This is a genomic window from Blastomonas sp. SL216 (genome assembly GCA_026625625.1).
In the GTDB taxonomy this organism is placed as follows: Bacteria; Pseudomonadota; Alphaproteobacteria; order Sphingomonadales; family Sphingomonadaceae; genus Blastomonas.
In genome coordinates, this window is record CP113055.1 from 2445715 (window position 1) to 2464391 (window position 18677).

The following is an 18677-nucleotide window of genomic DNA, read 5'->3' on the forward strand; positions in this document are numbered from 1 at the left end:
GCGGTGATGGACGGGTATATTCATGACTTCGGGCCCACCGACCATGAGGACTGGGACGATCCTGACCTTGTCGACACGGCAAGCGGTCGCATCGATCGGCCGAACCCCTCGCGTCTGCTGCGCAGCCTTGATCGTGCCGGCATCGGCGTGTTCGAATGCGATCTCAGGACGGAGAGCCTGATCTGGACGCGCAGCCTGTACGATATCTTCGGCGTGCCGCTGAAAGGCGATGTCCATCGCAGCGAAATCATAAAGCTCTACGATCCGGAATCGCGCGATACGCTGGAGCGGGTGCGCTCGCGGGCGATCGAACGGTCCGGTGGCTTCGCACTCGACGCCCGCATCACCCGGCCAGGCGGTGAAGATCGCTGGATTCAGATCACGGCCCAGGTGGAATGCGTTGCAGGACGACCCGCCCGGCTGACCGGCACCAAGCAGGACATCACCCGTCAGCGCGCTGAGCGGGAGCGGCTCCGCGTCTCGGCGGAGACCGATTGCCTTACCGGCCTTGCCAACCGTCAGGTTTTCCAGTCGCAATTTCTTGATGCCAGCAGGTCCAACCCGGTGCTGCGTCCGCTGGGCGCGCTGGTGCTGTTCGATGTCGATGGCTTCAAGGCGATCAACGACCGGTACGGCCATCTTGCGGGCGACGCCTGTCTGGCGCAGTTCGGCAAGCGCCTTTCCCAGGCCTTTTTCGATGCCCTGATGGTGGCGCGAGTGGGCGGCGACGAATTTGCCGTGCTGCTGCCCAGCAACCGTCACCTGCCCCGGATCGCTCGGCGGGCGAAAGAGGCGATCAACCTGCTCAAAACGCCAATTGTCTGGAACGGGCATCTGCTCGAGGTGGGGGCAAGCTACGGCATCGCGATCGCCGAGAATGCGATGGCCTATGATGCCGAAGCCATGTTCCTGCGGGCCGACCGTGCGCTCTATGCCGCCAAGCGGACGGCCTCACGCGCCTGAACTCGGCCTCGTCTCAGGCGCGAAGCCCTGCCAGTTCGTCGAGCCCGGCCATGATGTTCAGGTTCTGCACCGCTGCGCCGCTCGCGCCCTTGCCCAGATTGTCGAGCATCGCGATCAGCCGCACCTGCGATCCGTCGGCACTGGGCAGCACGTAGAGCGACAGCCCGTCGGTCGCGGCATCGCCTTCACTCACCAGCAGTTCGCCCGGCGCGCTATCGATCGGCGCGACACTGACCAGCGGTTCGGCGGCATAATGGTCGCTAAGCGCCTCGTGCAGCGTGCGCGCATCGGCAAAGCCAAGTTCCGGATCAAGGAACAGCGGCACATCGACCAGCATGCCCCGGAAGGCCCGCACCACGGCGGGTGCAAAGATCGGTGAGCGGCTGAGCCCGGCATGGACCTGCATTTCCGGAAGATGCTTGTGCTCAAGCCCCAGCGCATAGGCGCGAAAGCCGATGTCGGGCGCATCGACCTGCATCCGCTGAATGAGCTCCTTGCCGCCGCCCGAATAGCCGCTGACCGCATTGACGATGAAGCCATGATCGGCGGGCAGCAGGTCTTCGGCGACCAGCGGTGCGACCAGTGCCAGAAAGCCGGTGGGATAGCAGCCGGGGTTGCTGACCAGCCGCGCGTTGCGGATCGCCTCGCGCTGGCCCTTGCGCAGTTCGGCAAAGCCATAGGTCCAGCCATCTGCGACGCGGTGTGCGCTCGATGCATCGATGAACCGGGTCGAAGCGCCCTCGCCCAGCGCCACGGCCTCGCGCGCGGCGGCGTCAGGCAGGCACAGGATGACGAAATCCGCATCCTGGATCGCTGCCGCCCGCGCCGAGACGCTCTTGCGATCGGCATCATTGAGGCTGATCAGCTGAAATTCGCTGCGCCCGGCCATCCGCTCGGCAATTTCCAGACCGGTGGTCCCGGCGGCACCATCAATGAACAGCTTGAGCATCAGCCGATCCTCTTGCGCGCCAGCACCGACTGCGGCGTCTCTTCGGGGAAGCGGGCGATGACATCGGCCAGCGGCTCGGCCACCACCTGCATCCAGAACGCATTGGCGTGCACCAGCGTATCGCCATCCATCATGATGCCGACATGGCCGGGGAAGAAGATCAGGTCGCCACGCTGCAGCGCCTCATCATCGGCCAGGGCGCGGCCCAGCGAGCTGCGCTGCTGGTCGCTGTCCCGCGGGGCATCGTGCCCGGCCAGTGCCAGCACCAGCTGCACCAGGCCCGAACAGTCGAGCGCATCGCCGCCGCGTCCGCCCCACAAATAGGGCGCGCCAACCAGCTGAAGCGCTCGGTCCACCGGATCGCAATCGCGCGCATCGAGCGCAATCGCATGCCGCACCGAGATCCAGCCGCTGTCGACCTTCAGGAACTTGCCGCATTCGCTGGCAGACTCCACGGCCAGGCGCGCACCCATCGGATAGGCTGCGACCATCTGCGTCTTGATCGACGGCTCGGCAAACACCAGCGCGCGGCGGACATGGACGATGTGCGTTGGCTCGGGCGCAGCGCGGGTGATGGCATCGAGCCGCACATAGCCGCAATAGCCATCATGGCTGCAATAGCCCCATCCCCATTCGCCGGTGCTGTCGAGCAGGGCAAAGCCCTCGCCCGGCAGGATCTGGCTCACCGCTTCGGCATCGTCGCTGCCCGCCTTGCGCAGCATCGCGCCAGCGCCCAGCGCCCGGTAGAGCTGCGGTGCGACATAATGCGGCGCGAAAAAGCGTCCGGCGAGCGCGATATCGGCAAGATCTCCGCGGATCGGCGTGACGCGCGGGTCGTAATCGGCGACCGGGCCGCTGAGCACGAAGCGCTGCTGCGCTATGGCGCCGCTATCGGCTGGGTCCTGCAGCCCCGATACGGCATCTGCCCGCGAGGCGTCGGCCGCAGAACGTGTCGAATGTGTCAAGAACCCCAGTCCCTCAAGCCAAGCCGCGTCGCGATGATCCGTCCCTCAACCCGTGCCAGGCAGCGGGCTGGCGGGCCAGATAGCCGAGTTGCCGGCATTTGTCCAAGCCCCGTCATGCCGTGCCGGTTTTCGCGTCGGCATAGCGGCTGCGCAGATAGTGCCAGCTGGCGCGCAGCCCCATGGCCTCGCCGCCCTTGGGCTGGCCAGGGCGCGGCGTGGGACGCCAGGCATAGGTGTCGAAATGCGCCCAGGCCAGGCCTTCGCCGACAAAGCGCTGCAGGAACAGCGCTGCCGTGATCGCTCCGGCAAAGGCCCCTCCGGTATTGCCGATATCGGCGATGTCGCTCGTGTACATATCCTCATAGCCGGGCCAGAGCGGCAGCCGCCAGCACGGATCGCCGACCTGCGTGCCGCTGGCCAGCAGACCATCGGCCAGCGGGTCGCTGTTCGAGAACATGGCAGGCAGATCCGGCCCCACCGCGACGCGCGCCGCGCCGGTCAGCGTCGCAAAATCCAGGATCATGTCCGGCATGGCCTCGCTGGCCTTGGCGAGGCAATCGCCCAGCACGAGCCTTCCTTCGGCATCGGTATTGCCGATCTCGACAGTGATGCCCTTGCGGCTCTTCAACACATCGCCCGGGCGGAAGGCGTTGCCGGAAATGGCATTTTCCACCGCACCGACCAGCATGTGCAGCCGCACCGGCAGCTTCATCCGCATGATCAGCTGCGCCAGCGCCAGCGCGTGCGCCGCGCCGCCCATGTCCTTCTTCATCAGCAGCATGCCCGATGCCGGCTTGATATCCAGCCCGCCGCTGTCGAAGCACACGCCCTTGCCGACAATCGCCACTCTGGGATGATCATCACGGCCCCAGTGCAGTTCGATCAGGCGCGGCGCATGGCTGCGCGCTGCTGCGCGGCCCACGGCATGGATCATCGGATAATGCGTTTCCAGCGCATCGCCGCGCGTCACATCGAGCAACGCGCCATAGGTCCGCGCCAGGGCAGCGGCGGCCTCTTCCAGCGCGGCGGGGCCCATGTCTTCGGCAGGGGTGTTGACCAGATCGCGCACCCAGGCGGTCGCCTCCGCCTCGGCCATCGCCGCATCGCTGCGCGCGGGATCACTGGTCAGCAGCACGCGCGGCCCTTGCGGGTTCTCGTCGGGCTTCTTGTAGGTGGTGAACCGGTGCTGCGCGAGCGCCCAGCCGATCAGCGCGTCCCCTGGGCGGAGATCGCCCGCCAGCCGGTAATGCCCCGCCGCCAGCACTTCGGCCACCTTGGCCAGGCACCAGGGACGCAGATTTGCGGCATCGCTGACGCCCAGCACCACCGCCCAGTCATCGGGCTGGTCGCCCGGCACTACGACCAGCTCGTGCGGGCGCGCGGTGAAGCGCATCGCAGCGAGATGATTGCGGATGCGCGGCGGCGCCGCGCCCAGCCAATCGGCAAGCCCAGGCTTGTCGACAAGGTGAATGCTGCGCGCGGGCTGGCCAAGGTCCGGCTGGACGAGGGAAGACAAATCAATCATTGTCGGGTCTTACAGCATTATGACGCGCAACTGCGAGAGAGAATCATGATCGTCCGCAAACCCGCCCATCTGGCGCTCGCCGCGCTGGCAGCCCTTGCGCTGCCCGCGATGGCCGCCTGCGGACAGCAGGTGCCCGAGGCGAGCAAGCCCAAGCCCGCAGCGACGGAAAAGAGCGCGGCCAAGCCGGTCACGTTTGAGCGCGAGACCGAGAAATTCACCTATAGCTATGCCTATCCGGCCGAGGCCGCGGCCATTCCGGCACTCGCCAAGCTGCTCGAGGCCGATCGCGTCAAGGGGCTGGCCGAGCTGGAAAAGGAAGCGGCAGCCGCCGAGAAGGACGCCAGGGAAAACGATTATCCCTATAATCCCAACATGATGGGGACGAGCTGGTCGACCACCGGCAATACCGGACCGCTGCTCGCGATGCTGGGCGAGATCAGCAGCTATTCGGGCGGCGCGCACGGCAATACCGGCTATGAGGCGCTGCTCTGGGACAAGCCGGCATCGCGCCGGGTCAAGATCGAAGACCTGTTCACCGACATGGCCGCCGCGCTGGAGCCGATGCGCAAGCCCTATTGCGACGGGCTGAATGCCGAACGGCTGGAGCGGCGCGGCGAATATGCCGGCGAGGCCGACGACATGTTCAACGCCTGTCCGCCGTTCAGCGACCTGGTCATCATCCCCTCGGCGGTCGGCAATGACGGGTTCGACCGGATCGTGTTCGTCGCAGGGCCCTATGTGGCCGGCCCCTATGTCGAAGGCGTGTACGAGATCAGCGTGCCGGTTACCGCGCAGACGGTTGCCAGCATCAAGCCCGTTTATCGCCCTGCATTCAGCGCGACGGCCCCATAACCGCTATTCGGCCGCGATTGCGGCAGGTGTCTCGATTTCGGCCTCGGCCTTGCGGAAGGCGAGCACGCCATCGTCCACCGCGTCCTCGCGCAGCACCTTGCGGTCGAACAGATAATCCTGGTTGAGCCGCCAGGGCATGCGGTCGCCCTGTTTGGGCAGGATGTCGAGCGCGCGCTGGACATAGCCGGAGGAGAAATCGAAGATCTGCTCTTCATTGACCGGCCCGTCGCTGCCCAGCACCGGCACCGCAATCTGGCTGCCGGTTGCCGCCATGTGGTTCAGTTGGCGGCAGACGAAATCGGCGACGATATCGACCTTGAGCGTCCAAGAGGCGTTCAGATAGCCGAACACGATCGCCATGTTCGGCACATCGCTGAACATGCAGCCCTTGTAATAGAAATGCTGCGTGAAATCGACCGGCTGGCGATCGACCGAGAAATCGACCTTGCCCGCCATCGCCAGCTTCAGACCCGTCGCGGTGACGATCACATCGGCGTCGAGATGACGCCCTGACTTGAGCTGGATGCCGGTGGGGGTGAAGCGGTCGATATGGTCGGTGACGATATCCGCCTTTCCGTCGCGGATCGCCTTGAACATGTCGCCATCGGGCACCAGGCACAGCCGCTGTTCCCACGGGCCGTAAGGCGGCTGGAAATCGGGCTCGTGCATCTTGCTGCCCATGATCTTGCGGATGCGCTTGAGCAGATAGTCGCCGACCTTTTTCGGGTTCTCGCGCGCGCGTCTGAAAGCGATCTGCTGCATCCGCACATTCTTGAAGCGGATGAGACGATAGGCCCATTCGTCGGGCATGATCGCGCGCAGCGAGTTGGCGAGCCAGTCCTTGGCGGGGCGGCTCCAGTACCAGGTCGGCGTGCGCTGGAGCATCGTCACGTGGCTAGCCTTGTCGGTCATCGACGGCACGATCGTCACCGCCGTCGCGCCCGACCCGATGACGACAATGCGCTTGCCCGCATAGTTGAAGCCCTTGGGCCAGAATTGCGGATGGATGATCTCGCCGCCAAAGCTTTCGCGCCCGGCAAAGGCGGGATCATAGCCCTGATCATAGTCGTAATAGCCGGTGCCCATAAACAGATAGCTGCAGGTCAGATGCTGCACGCCCTGGCCTTCGACCTCGGCTGCAATGGTCCAGCGCGCCTCGCTGCTCGACCAGCTGGCCGAGAGCACCTTGTGGCCGAGCCGGATATGATCGTTCAGCCCGCGCTCGTCCTTGATGCGCTTGAGATAGCTGAGGATCGAGGGGCCGTCGGCAATCGCCTTCTGCTCGCGCCAGGGTTCGAACTCGAAGCCCAGCGTATGCATGTCGCTGTCAGAGCGGATGCCGGGATATTGGAACAGGTTCCACGTGCCGCCGACGTCGCTCCGCCGCTCCAGAATCGCGAACGTCCGGTCCGGGCACTTTTCCTTCAGGTGCACCGCCATGCCGATGCCGGAAATCCCGGCCCCTATGATCAGGACATCGACATGGGCAGCGGCTTTGAGGTCGGACGGCTTTTCGTGCTTCATGACGTGGCTCTCCAGTCGCGGGCCGGTGCGTTCGGCTCTGTTGGCGACAGGTTTGCTTACATCGTTGTGAATTGCAACTGGTATCGGACCGCAACGGCCATATTTTGCGCCTAAGCGAGACGCCAGGCTCCGTCGATCCGCGCCAATGCGCCCGCCTGCGCGCCGTCGCGCAGGCCTTCGGGCAGCAGCATTTCGGGCAGGTCCTGATAGGCGACTGGGCGCAGGAAGCGATCGATCGCCAGCGTGCCGACCGATGTCGTGCGCCCGTCCGATGTCGCAGGATAGGGCCCGCCATGGTTGATCGCATGGGTTACCTCGACCCCGGTCGGCCAGCCATTGGCAAGGATGCGGCCGACCCGGCGTTCCAGCACGGGCAACAGCGCGCGCGCGTCTGCAAGATCGGCATCGTCCATGTGCAGCGTCGCGGTCAGCTGGCCTTCCAGCCCGCGCAGCACGGCCAGCAGTTGCTCCCGATCAGCACAGCGCACCACGATCGACGACGCGCCGAACACCTCGTGCTGCAACTCGCGATGCGCCAGCCAATCGGACGCCGTGACGCTGAACAGCGCCGCGCGTCCTTCGTGCGGACCAATGGGGTAGACGCCGCGCGCGATGGTCTTGACCTCGGGTGTCGCAGCCAGCGCAGCGCTGCCCTTCTCATAGGCCGAATGGATGCCGGCGGTGAGCATGGTCTGCGGGTTCTGTGCCTCGACCAGCGCGCCTGCCTCGGCGAGGAACGCGTCCAGCTCTGGCCCGTCGAGCGCGAGCACCAGGCCGGGATTGGTGCAGAACTGGCCCGATCCCAGGGTCAGCGATCCGATATAGCCCGCTGCCAGCGCCGTGCCCCGGCTGGCGAGCGCGTGCGGCAACACGATGACCGGGTTGATCGCCGACATTTCGGCATAGACCGGGATCGGCTGAGGCCTGCTCGCCGCGATCTTCATCAGCGCCTCGCCGCCGCTGCGCGATCCGGTAAAGCCCACCGCCTGGATGCGCGGATCGGCGACCAGGCCTGCGCCGATGGCATTGTCCGCTCCCGTCACCAGGCTGAACACACCCGCAGGCATGCCGGTATCTGCCGCCGCCTTGCTGATCGCGCCTGCGACCAGCTCCGCGGTGCCGGGATGCGCGGGATGGCCCTTGACCACGACCGGGCATCCGGCGGCCAGCGCCGATGCGGTGTCGCCGCCCGCCGTCGAAAAGGCGAGCGGGAAGTTGGACGCGCCGAACACCGCGACCGGCCCCAGCGGGACCATGCGCAGACGCAAGTCGGGCTTGGGCGGGGTGCGCGCCGGGTCGGCATGGTCGATGCGCAGCTTGAGCCACTGGCCGTCGCGCACTTCTGCGGCAAACAGGCGCAGCTGGCCGCAGGTGCGCCCGCGCTCGCCGGTGATGCGCGCGAGCGGCAGGCCCGATTCGGCGCAGGCGCGGCTCAGCAGCGCATCGCCCAGCGCCTCGATCTCGGCCGCGATCGCTTCCAGGAACGCCGCGCGCCTTTCCAGGGGCAGATCGGCAAAGGCAATCGCGGCGTCCTCGGCAGCCGCGCAGGCATCGGCAATGTCCTGCTGGCTGGCGCTGAAAAAGCCGATATCGGCGATGCTCGCGCCTTTGGCGGGGTCATAGGCGTGAAAAGTCTCGCCATGGCCACGGCGTTCGCCCGCGATGAAAAACTGGCCGGTCAGGGTCGCATTCTGGGTCACTGGGTAAGGTCTTCCTGTTCGATGGTCATATAGCCCGGCGGCAGCCCGCGCTCGGCCTTGGAGCGCGCCACCATCGCGCGGATGTCCGCGCGCAGTGCCTTGCCCTCGTAGAAAATGCCGTCCTTCACCGTCCAGGCGATGCCGCCGACACGCTGCGCCTTGCCGGTCGCATCGTCGAGCTTGAGCGTGCCGGTGGCGAACAACAGCTTGAGATTGGCGACCGGGTTGCCCTTGACGATGACGAGGTCAGCCTTCTTGCCGGGCTCGATCGTGCCGATATCGGCATCATGCCCCAGCAGCCGCGCACCCTGCTGCGTCGCGCTGTGGATCACCTCGAGCGGGCTGAACCCGGCCTCGCGCAGCAGCTCCATCTCCTGGATATAGCCGAAGCCATAGGTGTTGTAGATATAGCCGGCGTCCGACCCGACCGTGACGCGCCCGCCGCGATTCTTGTATTCGTTGACGAACGTCATCCACAGCCGGAAGTTCTCCTTCCAGTCCATCTCGCGCTCGGTGGTCCAGTCGAACCAGTAGGAGCCGTGATTGATGCGGCTGGGCCGGTACCAGTCCCACAAGGCGGGCATGGTATAGTCATTGTGCCAGAAGGCGCGGTTCATCCGCATCAGGTCGCGGCTGGCAAGATAGGCGGTGAAGGTCGGATCGATGGTGAAGCCGCGCTCGATCAGCGTGTCCATCACCTCGTTCCATTTGTCCGATCCCGGCTTGGCGGCCTGCTGCCAGAGCCGCCCTGCCTCACCAAAGCGCATCTGCTCGTCGGTGTTGATGAAGTCGCCCGGCCAGTCCTGCAGCTTGCGGTCGGTGAACATCGCTTCGGGCAGGCCGTACCAATGCTCCATCGATTCGAGGCCCGCGCCGCTGGTGCGCAGGACATTGGCATAGGCGACGACGCCCTGGGCGTGGTGCATCGTCGAATGCATGCCCAGCTTTTTCGTCTCGTCGATCGCGGCGAGCAAGGCCGCTTCGCTGCCGCCGATGAACTTGATGCCGTCCGCACCGCGCCTTTTGGCATCGCGCACCGCAGCGCGGCCCTGCTCCGCCGTGCGGATGGGCAGGCCGATCTGCTGGAACATCGGGTAAATATCGAGCCGGGGGCCGACAATCTCGTTGCGCGCCAGCCGCCCCTTGATCGCCACCTGCTGCTCGATCGACATTTCGGACGAGCCGACATTGCGCGCGGTGGTGATGCCATGCGCCAGCCAGAGCTTGAGCACATAGTCGCTCGGCACGCCCTGCCCGTCGCTCAATGTGTGCAGGTGGACATGCGCATCGACGAAACCGGGCAGCACATAATGGCCGGTCAGGTCATATTCCCTGTCGCCGCGCGGCGGCCTGCGCGCTTCCTTGATCGCGCCGGGCGCACCGATGCTGGCGATCTGGACGATGCGGTCGTTCTCGATGACGATATCGACCGGACCCTGGGCGGGCGCGCCGGTGCCATCGACATAGATCGCGTTGCGCAGCACGGTGCGCGGCCAGGGCCCCTCGCCCAAAGTGCGCGCAGGGATGGGGTCGGCAGCCTCGCGCTTTTCCGCCTGGCCCAGCGATTGCGCCGAAACGCTGCCCGCCAAGGCAAGCGCCGACAGGCTCGCCAGCAAAATCCGACCGATCCGCATATATCGTCCCCTGTTGCAGGCCTTTGGCGGCCCGTCGAAAATCAGACCCCCGCCGCCTGGTCCTGCAAAGCCTGGCTGCGCGAGCGGCTGTAGAGGAAGTAGAAGGCCAGGCCCGCAACGTTCCACAGCGCAAAGCGCACCAAAGTCTGCGAGGGCAGGCTGGCGAGCAGGTACAGACAGCCCAGGATGGCCAGCGTGCCGACCAGATAGGGCTGCGGGCACTTGAACACGCGCTTGAGCTCTGGCGCGCGCTTGCGCAGCACCATCAGGCAGCCGCCCACCGCGATGAACGCCAGCAGCGTGCCTGCATTGGCGAGCTCTGCAATCTCGTCGAGCCGGAAGAAGCCGGCGACGGCGGCGACGAATACCCCGGTAATGCCGGTGACCAGCACCGGCGCACCGGTCTTGGGCGAGACGCGCGACAGCACCGGCGGAAGCAGTCCGTCGCGCGCCATCACGAAGAAGATGCGGCTCTGGCCGTACATCATCACCAGGATGACCGAGGGCAGCGCGATCAGCGCCGCCAGCGCGACCAGATAGGATGCGGTGGGATGTCCCAGGGTGCGCAGCACCAGCGCCAGCGGTTCGGGCGAATTGCCCAGCGTCAGGTACGACATCGCGCCGACGGCCGACAATGCGACCGCCATGTAGATCAGCGTGCACACCGCCATCGATCCGATGATGCCGATGGTCAGATCGCGCCCCGGATTGCGCGCCTCTTCCGCAGACGTTGCTACCGCGTCAAAGCCGTAAAAGGCGAAGAACACGATCGCGGCGGCCGCCATCACCCCGCGCGTCGATCCGTCCTGCACGGTGCTGCCAAAGCCATAGGGCATGAACGGGGTGAAATTCTGCGCGTCGAACGCGGGCAGCGCCAGCGCAATGAATGCGGTCAGCGCGGCGAGCTTGATGATCACCAGAATGATGTTGAGCGTCGCGCTCTCGCGCGTCCCGGCCATCAGCATGCCGGCAATCGCCAGCGAGACGATGACGGCAGGCAGGTTGATGATGCCGCCGGCATGCGGACCCGACAGCAGCATGGCGGGCAGTTCAACCCCCGCCGATTGCAGCCAGCCGACCAGATAGCCCGACCAGCCGACCGCCACGGTCGAACAGGCGAGCGAATATTCGAGGATCAGGCTCCAGCCGACCACCCAGGCCAGAGTCTCGCCCACCACCGAATAGGTATAGGTGTACGCCGACCCAGCGGTCGGTATCATCGTGGCGAGTTCGGCATAGGCGAGCGCGGCGCAGGCGCAGACAGCACCGGCAATGGCAAAGGCCAGGATCACCGCTGGCCCGGCGCGCTCTGCCCCCACGCCGGTCAGCGTGTAGATGCCGGTGCCGACAATCGCCCCCACGCCCAGCGCAATCAGATGCGGCCAGGACAAGGTCGGCTTCAGGCGGCTGCCCTCAGGGGCGTCGGCCGCCTGCACTATCGGTTTGATCGGCCCCAGAATCCCCATTTATCGCGTCCCTTTGTTATCATTGTGCACGGGCCTTCAGCCCGGCGGTCCCTTTGCGTCCGATTTCAGCTGCAGACGCAGATCGTCAAGCGTCTTGCCGATATGCACCACGGTGAGCGCACAGATCTTGCGTTCGTCGCGCGCCAGCCAGGATGCCAGCAGGTCGCGATGCTCCTCATTGGCACGCTCGTTGCGGCCCAGCGGCTCCAGATGCTTGCGCACATAGCGCTCGGACAGCACATGCAGCCGCTCGAGGATGGTGAAGGTCACCGGTCGGCCCGCCGGGCGGAGCAGCGCCAGATGAAAGGCGCGGTTGAACGCGCCCACCCCCTCGCCATGCGAATCCGTGAGGCTGTCAAGCTTGTCGAGCAGATCGGACGCCGCCAGCTGCTCGGCCTCGCTGGCCTGGCGCGCGGCCTGGGCAATCATCTCCGGTTCAAGCTTCAGCCGCAGCGCATAGACCTCTTCGGCCTCTTCCGCCGTCAGCGGGCGGACGGTGAAGCCGCGATTGGCCTGCGATGCGAGCAGCCCTTCCTGCTCCAGCCGGGCCAGCGCCTCGCGCAGCGGAATCTTGCTGACCCCCATTTCGGCGGCCAGCGCATCCTGTCGGATGGGGCGATCGGGCGCAACGGTGCCATTGAGAATGCGGTCGCGCACCTGATCGACCAGCTGTTCGGAAAGGTTGCGCGCGATGATGCTCATCGGCCCCTCATATCACAGAGAAGCCATCCCAAAAGGGGTCTTTGTCGTCGATCCAGATGGTATTGAAACCGGTGGCGATCGCCGAGCCCTGGATCGAGGGAATGATCGCGGGCTTGCCGTCGAGGTCGAGCGTGTCCTCGACCCGTCCAATGAAGCGGCTGCCGATATAGCTTTCATGCACGAAACGGTCGCCGACCTTGAGCCTGCCCTTGTGCGCCAGATGCGCCAGCCGGGCCGAGGTGCCGGTGCCGCAGGGCGACCGGTCAATGGCGCGCTCGCCATAGAATACCGCATTGCGCCCGTCCGCCCCCTCGGCCATGGGCGCATCGGCCCAGAGCACGTGGCTGACCCCGCGAATGCGGTCATCGAGCGGATGGACCGGTTCCACGACCTCGCGCAGCATCGCGCGGATCGTGCGGGCATGCTCGATCAGCCGGGCCGCGCCCAGATCATCGAGCCCCGCATAGCCGCCCTGCGGTTCGATGATCGCGTAGAAATTGCCGCCATAGGCGATATCGATCGACAGCGGTCCGAGGCCCGGAACATCGATCTCGACCCCTTCGGCTGCCACGAACGAGGGCACGTTGCGGATCCGCACCCAGCTGACCTTGTCGCCATCGCGCTCATATTCGATGGAGATGTCGCCCGCAGGCACCTCGACCTTCAGCAGCCCCGGTGTCTGCGGCTGGATCAGCCCGTGTTCCAGCCCGAAGGTGATCATGCCGATCGTGCCATGGCCGCACATCGGCAGGCAGCCCGAAGTTTCGATGAACAGGATGCCGACATCGTTTTCGGGCCGGGTGGGCGGATACAGGAACCCGCCCGACATCATGTCGTGCCCGCGCGGTTCGAAGCACAGGCCGGTGCGGATCCAGTCGAACCGTTCGATGAAATCCATCCGCCGCTCGGCCATGGACGCACCGCGCACCAGCGGCGCGCCGCCGACCACCAGGCGGACGGGATTGCCCGCCGTATGCCCGTCTATGCAGAAAAAGGTGTGCCGCATCAGGTGGCCGACAATGGCCGGGTTTCGGCGCACTGCTCGACCCAGCGGGTCACGTTGGCGCGGCGCTGGCCCGACAGCGGCATGCGCGGCATGCGCACCCGCTCCGATCCGCGGCCCATGATCTGTTCGGCCAGCTTGATCGACTGGACGAGGTCGTGCTCGGCATCAAGGTGCAGCAGCGGCATGAACCAGCGATAGATGCGCAGCGCCTCGGCATAATCGCCGCGCCGCTGCGCCGCGACCAGCGCCACCGATTCGCGCGGGAAGGCGCTGGTCAGGCCCGAGACCCAGCCCGATGCGCCCAGCATCAGTCCTTCGAGCGCAACATCGTCGAGCCCCGCCATCACCGTGTAGCGATCGCCAAAACGGTTGTACAAATCGGTGAAGCGACGCGGATCGGGCGCGCTTTCCTTGATCGCGACGATATTGGGCACATCCTCCAGCCGGGCGAGCGTGTCGAAATCGACATTGACGCGATAGGCGGGCGGATTGTTGTACAGCATGATCGGCAGGCTGGTCGCCTCCGCCACCGTCCGGAAATGCGTGTAGAGCTCTTCGACCTGGGGGACATAGACCATCGCCGGCAGCAGCATCAGTGCATCGATGCCGATCTCTTCGGCCTTGCGGGCATAATCGACCGCGCGCCTTGTGGTGAATTCGGACACGCCAGCGACCAGCGGCACCCGCCCGCCCACAGCCTCGACCGCACCCTTGAGCACCGCAAGCTTCTCGTCCGGCTCCAGCGAGTTGTTCTCGCCGCACGTGCCCAGGATGATCAGGCCGTCCACGCCATCGTCGACCAACGCGGTCTGCACCCGCTGCGTCGCATCGTGATCGACCTCCAGGCTTTCGGTGAACTGAGTGGTGGCGGCGGGGTAAACACCCTGCCAAAGCGTCTTGTCTGAGGTCATGGTCGCAGTAATCTCCGGTTGCGATCCAAATCGTATACGATATAGGAGTGTGACCGCAAGATGGAAAACGACACACCCTCTTCCCAGATGCTTTCGGGCAACACCGCCCTCGTGGTCGGCGGGGGCCTGATCGGCCTTTGCGCTGCCCTGCGCCTGCAGGAAAAGGGGGCAGCGGTAACGCTGCTGGAACCGCAGCAGACACCGCGCGGCGCATCCTGGGGCAATGCGGGTCATATAGCAACCGAGCAGGTTCAGCCGCTCGCCTCTCCCGATACGATTCGCAGCGCCTGGTCGCGCCTCCACCCGCGCGGCGCGCTGGCCCTGCCCGCAGGCCAGATCCGCACCTGGGGGCCCTTTGCGCTGCGTCTGGTGCGCGCCAGCACCCCGCGCCGCTTTGCAGCTGGCACCGCCGCGCTATCGTCGCTGCTGGCTGAAGCAATGCCCGCCTGGGCCAGATTGACCGCCAGCGCCGGGGCGGGCTCGCTGCTGCGGCAGGACGGGCATTTCGTCGCCTGGGAAAGCGAGGCCAGCGCGAGGCAGGGCCGCGCCTTCTGGCTTGGCACCGATATCGGCAGCGCTCATGTTCGCGACGCCATGCCGAACGAGCTGGAGGCCATTCGCGACCTGGCCCGGGGCGGACAGATTGCGGCTGCCGTGCGCTTTGCGGGGTCAGGCCAGATCGGCGACCTGGGGGCTCTGGCCGATGCGCTGCGCGCACGGCTGGCGGCGCTGGGCGGCGTGATCCGCCATGCCGCCGCAGACGCGATCACGATCGATGGCGACACGGCATCCGTCCGCTGCGACGGGCAGATGCTGCAGGCCGACCAGATCGTGCTGTGCGCCGGGGCCGCTTCTGCCGAATTGCTGCGGCCGACCGGCGTGCGCATCCCGCTGATCGCCGAGCGCGGTTACCACATTCAGTCGCCCGCGAGCCGCTGGCCGCACGATATGCCGCCGGTGGCGTTCGAGGACCGGTCGATGATCGTCACCCGCTTTGCAGGCGGCCTGCGCGCGGCGAGCTTTGTCGAATTCGCCGCGCGCACCGCGCCGCCCGATCCGGCGAAATGGGACAAGCTGCGCCGGCATGTGACGGAACTGGGCCTGCCCTTCGATCTTCCCGGCGAACCCTGGATGGGGGCACGCCCGACTTTGCCCGATTATCTGCCCGCGATCGGCCGCAGCCAGCGTGCGCGCAACCTGCTATACGCATTCGGCCACCAGCATCTGGGCATGACGCTCGCAGCGGTGACCGGCGAGGCTGTCGCCGCGCTCGCCTGCCGGACGCGGCCCGCCATCGATCTTGCGCCCTTTGACGCGGCGCGTTTTGGAGAAACCGTATGAAGGGCATTGGCGGATCGACCGCAGCCGAGCAGCTTGCCGACCTCAGCCGCTGGGCAGAGATCGCTCCGGCGATCGGGCAGGACGAACGGCTGGCGCGGATCGAAAAGGCGCGCAAGCTCACCCGCGATTCGGGCGCCGATGCGCTGATCATCGGCGCGGGTGCCAGCCTGCGCTATTTCGCGGGCGTCTCCTGGGGTGGGACCGAGCGCCTGGTGGCGCTGATGATCCCGGTGACCGGCGATCCGATCATGATCGCACCCTATTTCGAGCTCGGCTCGCTCGAGGCGGAGCTCGCGATTCCGGTCGAGATCCGCCTGTGGCAGGAGGACGAATCGCCAACCGCGCTGGTGGCCGATGCCTGCCGCGCCTGGGGTGCGACCACGCTGGCGATCGACCCGGCGCTGCCGTTCCTGTTCGTCGACCGCATCGCCAAGAGCGCGCCGGGCCTCACGCTGACCAGCGGTGCGGCCGCGGTCGATGGCTGCCGGATGCACAAATCGGCTGCGGAAATCGCGCTGATGCAGCAGGCCAAATCGATGACGCTGGAGGCGCACCGCCGCGCTGCGCTGATCCTGCGCGAAGGCATCAGGGCGAGCGAGGTGATCCGCTTCATCGGCGATTGCCACCGGGCGATGGGCGCTGGCGCCGGAGGGAGCGGATCGAGCACCTTCTGCATGGTGCAGTTCGGGCGCGGCTCCGCCTTTCCGCACGGCCTGCCCGGCGATCCGGAACTGCACGAGGGCGACATGGTGCTGATCGATACCGGCACCACGGTGCACGGCTATCATTCGGACATCACGCGCAGCTATGTCTTTGGAAAACCCGATGACGAGCAGCGCCGGATCTGGGACCTGGAGAAGGCAGCCCAGGCCGCCGCCTTTGATGCCGCGCAGCCGGGCGATCCGTGCGAGGTGGTGGATGCCGCTGCGCGCCGTGTGCTCGAAGCCGCAGGCCTGGGCCCAGATTACGCGCTGCCCGGCCTGCCCCACCGCACCGGCCACGGTATCGGCCTGTCGATCCACGAGCCCGCCTATTTGGTGCGCGGCGACACGACGCCGCTGGCCACCGGCATGTGCTTTTCCAACGAGCCGATGATCGTCATCCCCGACCGCTTCGGCATCCGGCTGGAAGACCATTTCTACATGACCGAAAATGGCCCGCGCTGGTTCACCGAGCCGCAGGTCGCGATCGACGCGCCGTTCGGGTGAGCAACGTCAACCGGGCACGGATTATGATAGCGGCAAATTAACGCTCTTTAATGTTTTGCTGAATTGCCTCGAATCCGCGAACTGAATTAAACTCGGCTTCCCGACGGAATCTTCTCTAACAATGGAGGATTATATGATCAGGAAGCTCGCTCCTCTTGCTGCGTTTGCATGTCTGTTGATGCCCGTGACTCAGGCCAGGGCCGACTATCAGGGCTGCGTCAATCAGTGCTATCAAATCTATGAAACTCGCTTCAACTATTGCTATTCGAGGCATGGCGGCAATACATATGAAGCAGAGCTTTGCATGCTCGGCGAATATGAAGCCTGGATGGATTGCCTGAACAATTGCTCCACAACTTATGGCTATAACGCCAATCCGGATAAGCGGATGCCACGTTTTCTGGCCAAACAGGCATCGTGCCAGAACGCTGGAAGCCTGATGGCGGGGTAAAAGCGTCAGAGCTCTGCAGACAACGGGGCTCGCATCTCCGCGCTGGCCGCGCTTGCGCGCATATTCTCGGCAAAACGCAACAAGGTACTTCCAGGTCAGCCATTGGCGCTACGATGCGGGGGTGATAGGCGGTTGCGATGGTTTCGCTCAGCTCGCCCACCCCCCTTCCCACCCGCGCCCCGCGTCGCTGGTATGCGCAGCTTTACGTGCAGGTGCTGGTCGCCATTGTCGCGGGCGTGGCGCTCGGCCATTTCGCGCCGCAGACAGGCGCGGCGATGAAGCCGCTGGGCGATGTGTTCATCAAGCTGGTCAAGATGGTGATCGCGCCGGTCATCTTCCTCACCATCGTCACCGGCATTGCCGGGATGCGCGATCTGGCCAGCGTGGGCCGCGTCGCGGGCAAGGCCTTTGCCTATTTCCTCACCTTTTCGACGCTGGCGCTGATCGTCGGGCTGATCGTCGCCAATGTCGTGCAGCCGGGCGCGGGGCTGAACATCGATCCGGCGACTCTCGATACCGGCAAGGTCAGCGAATATACCGCCAAGGCCCAGGAAACTAGCATTACCGGCTTTCTGTCGAGCATCGTGCCCGACACCTTCCTCGCCTCGCTCAGCAGCGGCAACCTGTTGCAGGTGCTGTTCGTGTCGATCCTGTTCGGCATTTCGCTCGCGATGATCGGCGACAAGGGCGCGCGGCTGCTCGACCTGCTCGAGGATGCCTCGGCCGCGTTTTTCAAGCTGGTCGGCATCGTGATGAAGGCCGCCCCTATCGGTGCGTTCGGCGCGATGGCCTTTACCATCGGCGAATATGGCATCGGGACGCTGGCCAATCTCGCCGCGCTCGTCGCCACCTTCTACCTCACCTCGCTGCTGTTCGTGCTGGTCGTGCTCGGTGCGGTGGCGCGGTTGTGCGGCTTTTCGATCCTCAAGCTCATCGCCTATCTGCGCGCCGAGCTGCTGCTGGTGCTGGGCACGTCATCATCGGAAAGTGCGCTGCCCTCGCTGATCGAAAAGATGGAGCGTGCCGGCTGCCCCAAGACCGTAGTCGGCCTGGTCGTACCCACCGGCTACAGCTTCAACCTGGATGGCACCAATATCTACATGACGCTCGCCGCCTTGTTCATCGCGCAGGCGTGCAATGTCGACCTGACTTTGGGCGAACAGCTGCTGCTGCTGGGGGTAGCGATGATCTCGTCCAAGGGCGCGGCGGGGGTGACGGGCGCGGGCTTCATCACGCTGGCAGCGACCCTGTCGATCGTGCCATCGGTCCCGGTTGCGGGCATGGCGCTGATCCTGGGCATCGACCGCTTCATGTCCGAATGCCGCAGCCTCACCAATTTCATCGGCAATGCCGTGGCCACCGTGGTGGTGTCGAAATGGGAGGGGCGGCTGGACAAGGAACAGTTCGACCTGGCGCTGGCTGACCGGCTGCCGCGCGTCGAGGATCTGCCGGAAGATGCAGTAGACCCCTGAGGGCCCGG

The 18677-nt window shown here is 65.7% G+C and carries 16 protein-coding genes; 6 read left to right on the top strand and 10 right to left on the bottom strand.

Annotated features, from left to right (window positions below; translation table 11 throughout):
* Positions 1-6: 6 nt before the first annotated feature.
* A complete protein-coding gene (locus OU999_11500; GenBank protein ID WAC22383.1) occupies positions 7-963 on the top strand; it encodes a diguanylate cyclase in 957 nt (318 codons plus the stop codon).
* A gap of 13 nt (positions 964-976) precedes the next feature.
* On the opposite strand, the gene argC is transcribed toward OU999_11500, so the two are convergent.
* The 3 genes from argC to OU999_11515 all read right to left on the bottom strand — a co-directional run bounded on the left by argC (position 977) and on the right by OU999_11515 (position 4402).
* Positions 977-1915 carry an N-acetyl-gamma-glutamyl-phosphate reductase gene (argC, locus tag OU999_11505; GenBank protein ID WAC25415.1) on the bottom strand — a complete coding sequence of 313 codons (939 nt, stop codon included), beginning with the start codon at positions 1913-1915 and terminating at the stop codon, positions 977-979.
* The gene (locus OU999_11510) at positions 1912-2877 is read right to left on the bottom strand and encodes an NlpC/P60 family protein (protein ID WAC22384.1); all 966 of its coding nucleotides are present in this window, start codon (positions 2875-2877) and stop codon (positions 1912-1914) included. Before OU999_11510 ends, argC begins: the two co-directional genes overlap by 4 nt.
* A gap of 112 nt (positions 2878-2989) precedes the next feature.
* Positions 2990-4402 (bottom strand): leucyl aminopeptidase family protein, encoded by a 1413-nt coding sequence (locus tag OU999_11515; protein WAC22385.1) that lies wholly within the window; start codon positions 4400-4402, stop codon positions 2990-2992.
* 45 nt (positions 4403-4447) lie between these two features.
* On the opposite strand from OU999_11515, the gene OU999_11520 reads away from it, so the two are divergent.
* Positions 4448-5254 carry a DUF4163 domain-containing protein gene (locus tag OU999_11520; protein WAC22386.1) on the top strand — a complete coding sequence of 269 codons (807 nt, stop codon included), beginning with the start codon at positions 4448-4450 and terminating at the stop codon, positions 5252-5254.
* 3 nt (positions 5255-5257) lie between these two features.
* Here the strand turns inward: OU999_11520 and OU999_11525 are convergent, their stop codons facing one another.
* The 7 genes from OU999_11525 to OU999_11555 form a co-directional block, all read right to left on the bottom strand.
* Positions 5258-6778: an NAD(P)/FAD-dependent oxidoreductase gene (locus tag OU999_11525; protein ID WAC22387.1), complete on the bottom strand. Its 1521-nt coding sequence runs from the start codon at positions 6776-6778 to the stop codon at positions 5258-5260.
* Between the two features lie 110 nt (positions 6779-6888).
* The gene (locus OU999_11530; protein ID WAC25416.1) at positions 6889-8442 is read right to left on the bottom strand and encodes an aldehyde dehydrogenase (NADP(+)); all 1554 of its coding nucleotides are present in this window, start codon (positions 8440-8442) and stop codon (positions 6889-6891) included.
* 32 nt (positions 8443-8474) lie between these two features.
* Complete coding sequence (locus tag OU999_11535; protein ID WAC22388.1) at positions 8475-10112, bottom strand: amidohydrolase family protein; 1638 nt, start codon at positions 10110-10112, stop codon at positions 8475-8477.
* Positions 10113-10153: 41 nt separating this feature from the next.
* Positions 10154-11578: an amino acid permease gene (locus tag OU999_11540; GenBank protein WAC22389.1), complete on the bottom strand. Its 1425-nt coding sequence runs from the start codon at positions 11576-11578 to the stop codon at positions 10154-10156.
* A gap of 36 nt (positions 11579-11614) precedes the next feature.
* Complete coding sequence (locus tag OU999_11545) at positions 11615-12280, bottom strand: GntR family transcriptional regulator (GenBank protein WAC22390.1); 666 nt, start codon at positions 12278-12280, stop codon at positions 11615-11617.
* Positions 12281-12287: 7 nt separating this feature from the next.
* Positions 12288-13286 carry a 4-hydroxyproline epimerase gene (locus OU999_11550; protein WAC22391.1) on the bottom strand — a complete coding sequence of 333 codons (999 nt, stop codon included), beginning with the start codon at positions 13284-13286 and terminating at the stop codon, positions 12288-12290.
* Complete coding sequence (locus OU999_11555) at positions 13286-14197, bottom strand: dihydrodipicolinate synthase family protein (GenBank protein WAC22392.1); 912 nt, start codon at positions 14195-14197, stop codon at positions 13286-13288. The genes OU999_11550 and OU999_11555 overlap by 1 nt, the downstream gene beginning before the upstream one ends.
* A 60-nt stretch (positions 14198-14257) precedes the next feature.
* Here OU999_11555 and OU999_11560 point away from each other — a divergent pair, with 60 nt between their 5' ends.
* The 4 genes from OU999_11560 (at position 14258) to OU999_11575 (ending at position 18669) form a co-directional block, all read left to right on the top strand.
* A complete protein-coding gene (locus OU999_11560; GenBank protein ID WAC22393.1) occupies positions 14258-15538 on the top strand; it encodes an FAD-binding oxidoreductase in 1281 nt (426 codons plus the stop codon).
* Positions 15535-16746, top strand: coding sequence for a Xaa-Pro peptidase family protein (locus tag OU999_11565; protein ID WAC22394.1), 1212 nt, complete (start codon positions 15535-15537; stop codon positions 16744-16746). The genes OU999_11560 and OU999_11565 overlap by 4 nt, the downstream gene beginning before the upstream one ends.
* Before the next feature lie 133 nt (positions 16747-16879).
* Positions 16880-17197: a hypothetical protein gene (locus tag OU999_11570; GenBank protein WAC22395.1), complete on the top strand. Its 318-nt coding sequence runs from the start codon at positions 16880-16882 to the stop codon at positions 17195-17197.
* Between the two features lie 137 nt (positions 17198-17334).
* Positions 17335-18669, top strand: coding sequence for a dicarboxylate/amino acid:cation symporter (locus OU999_11575; GenBank protein ID WAC22396.1), 1335 nt, complete (start codon positions 17335-17337; stop codon positions 18667-18669).
* Positions 18670-18677 lie beyond the last annotated feature (8 nt).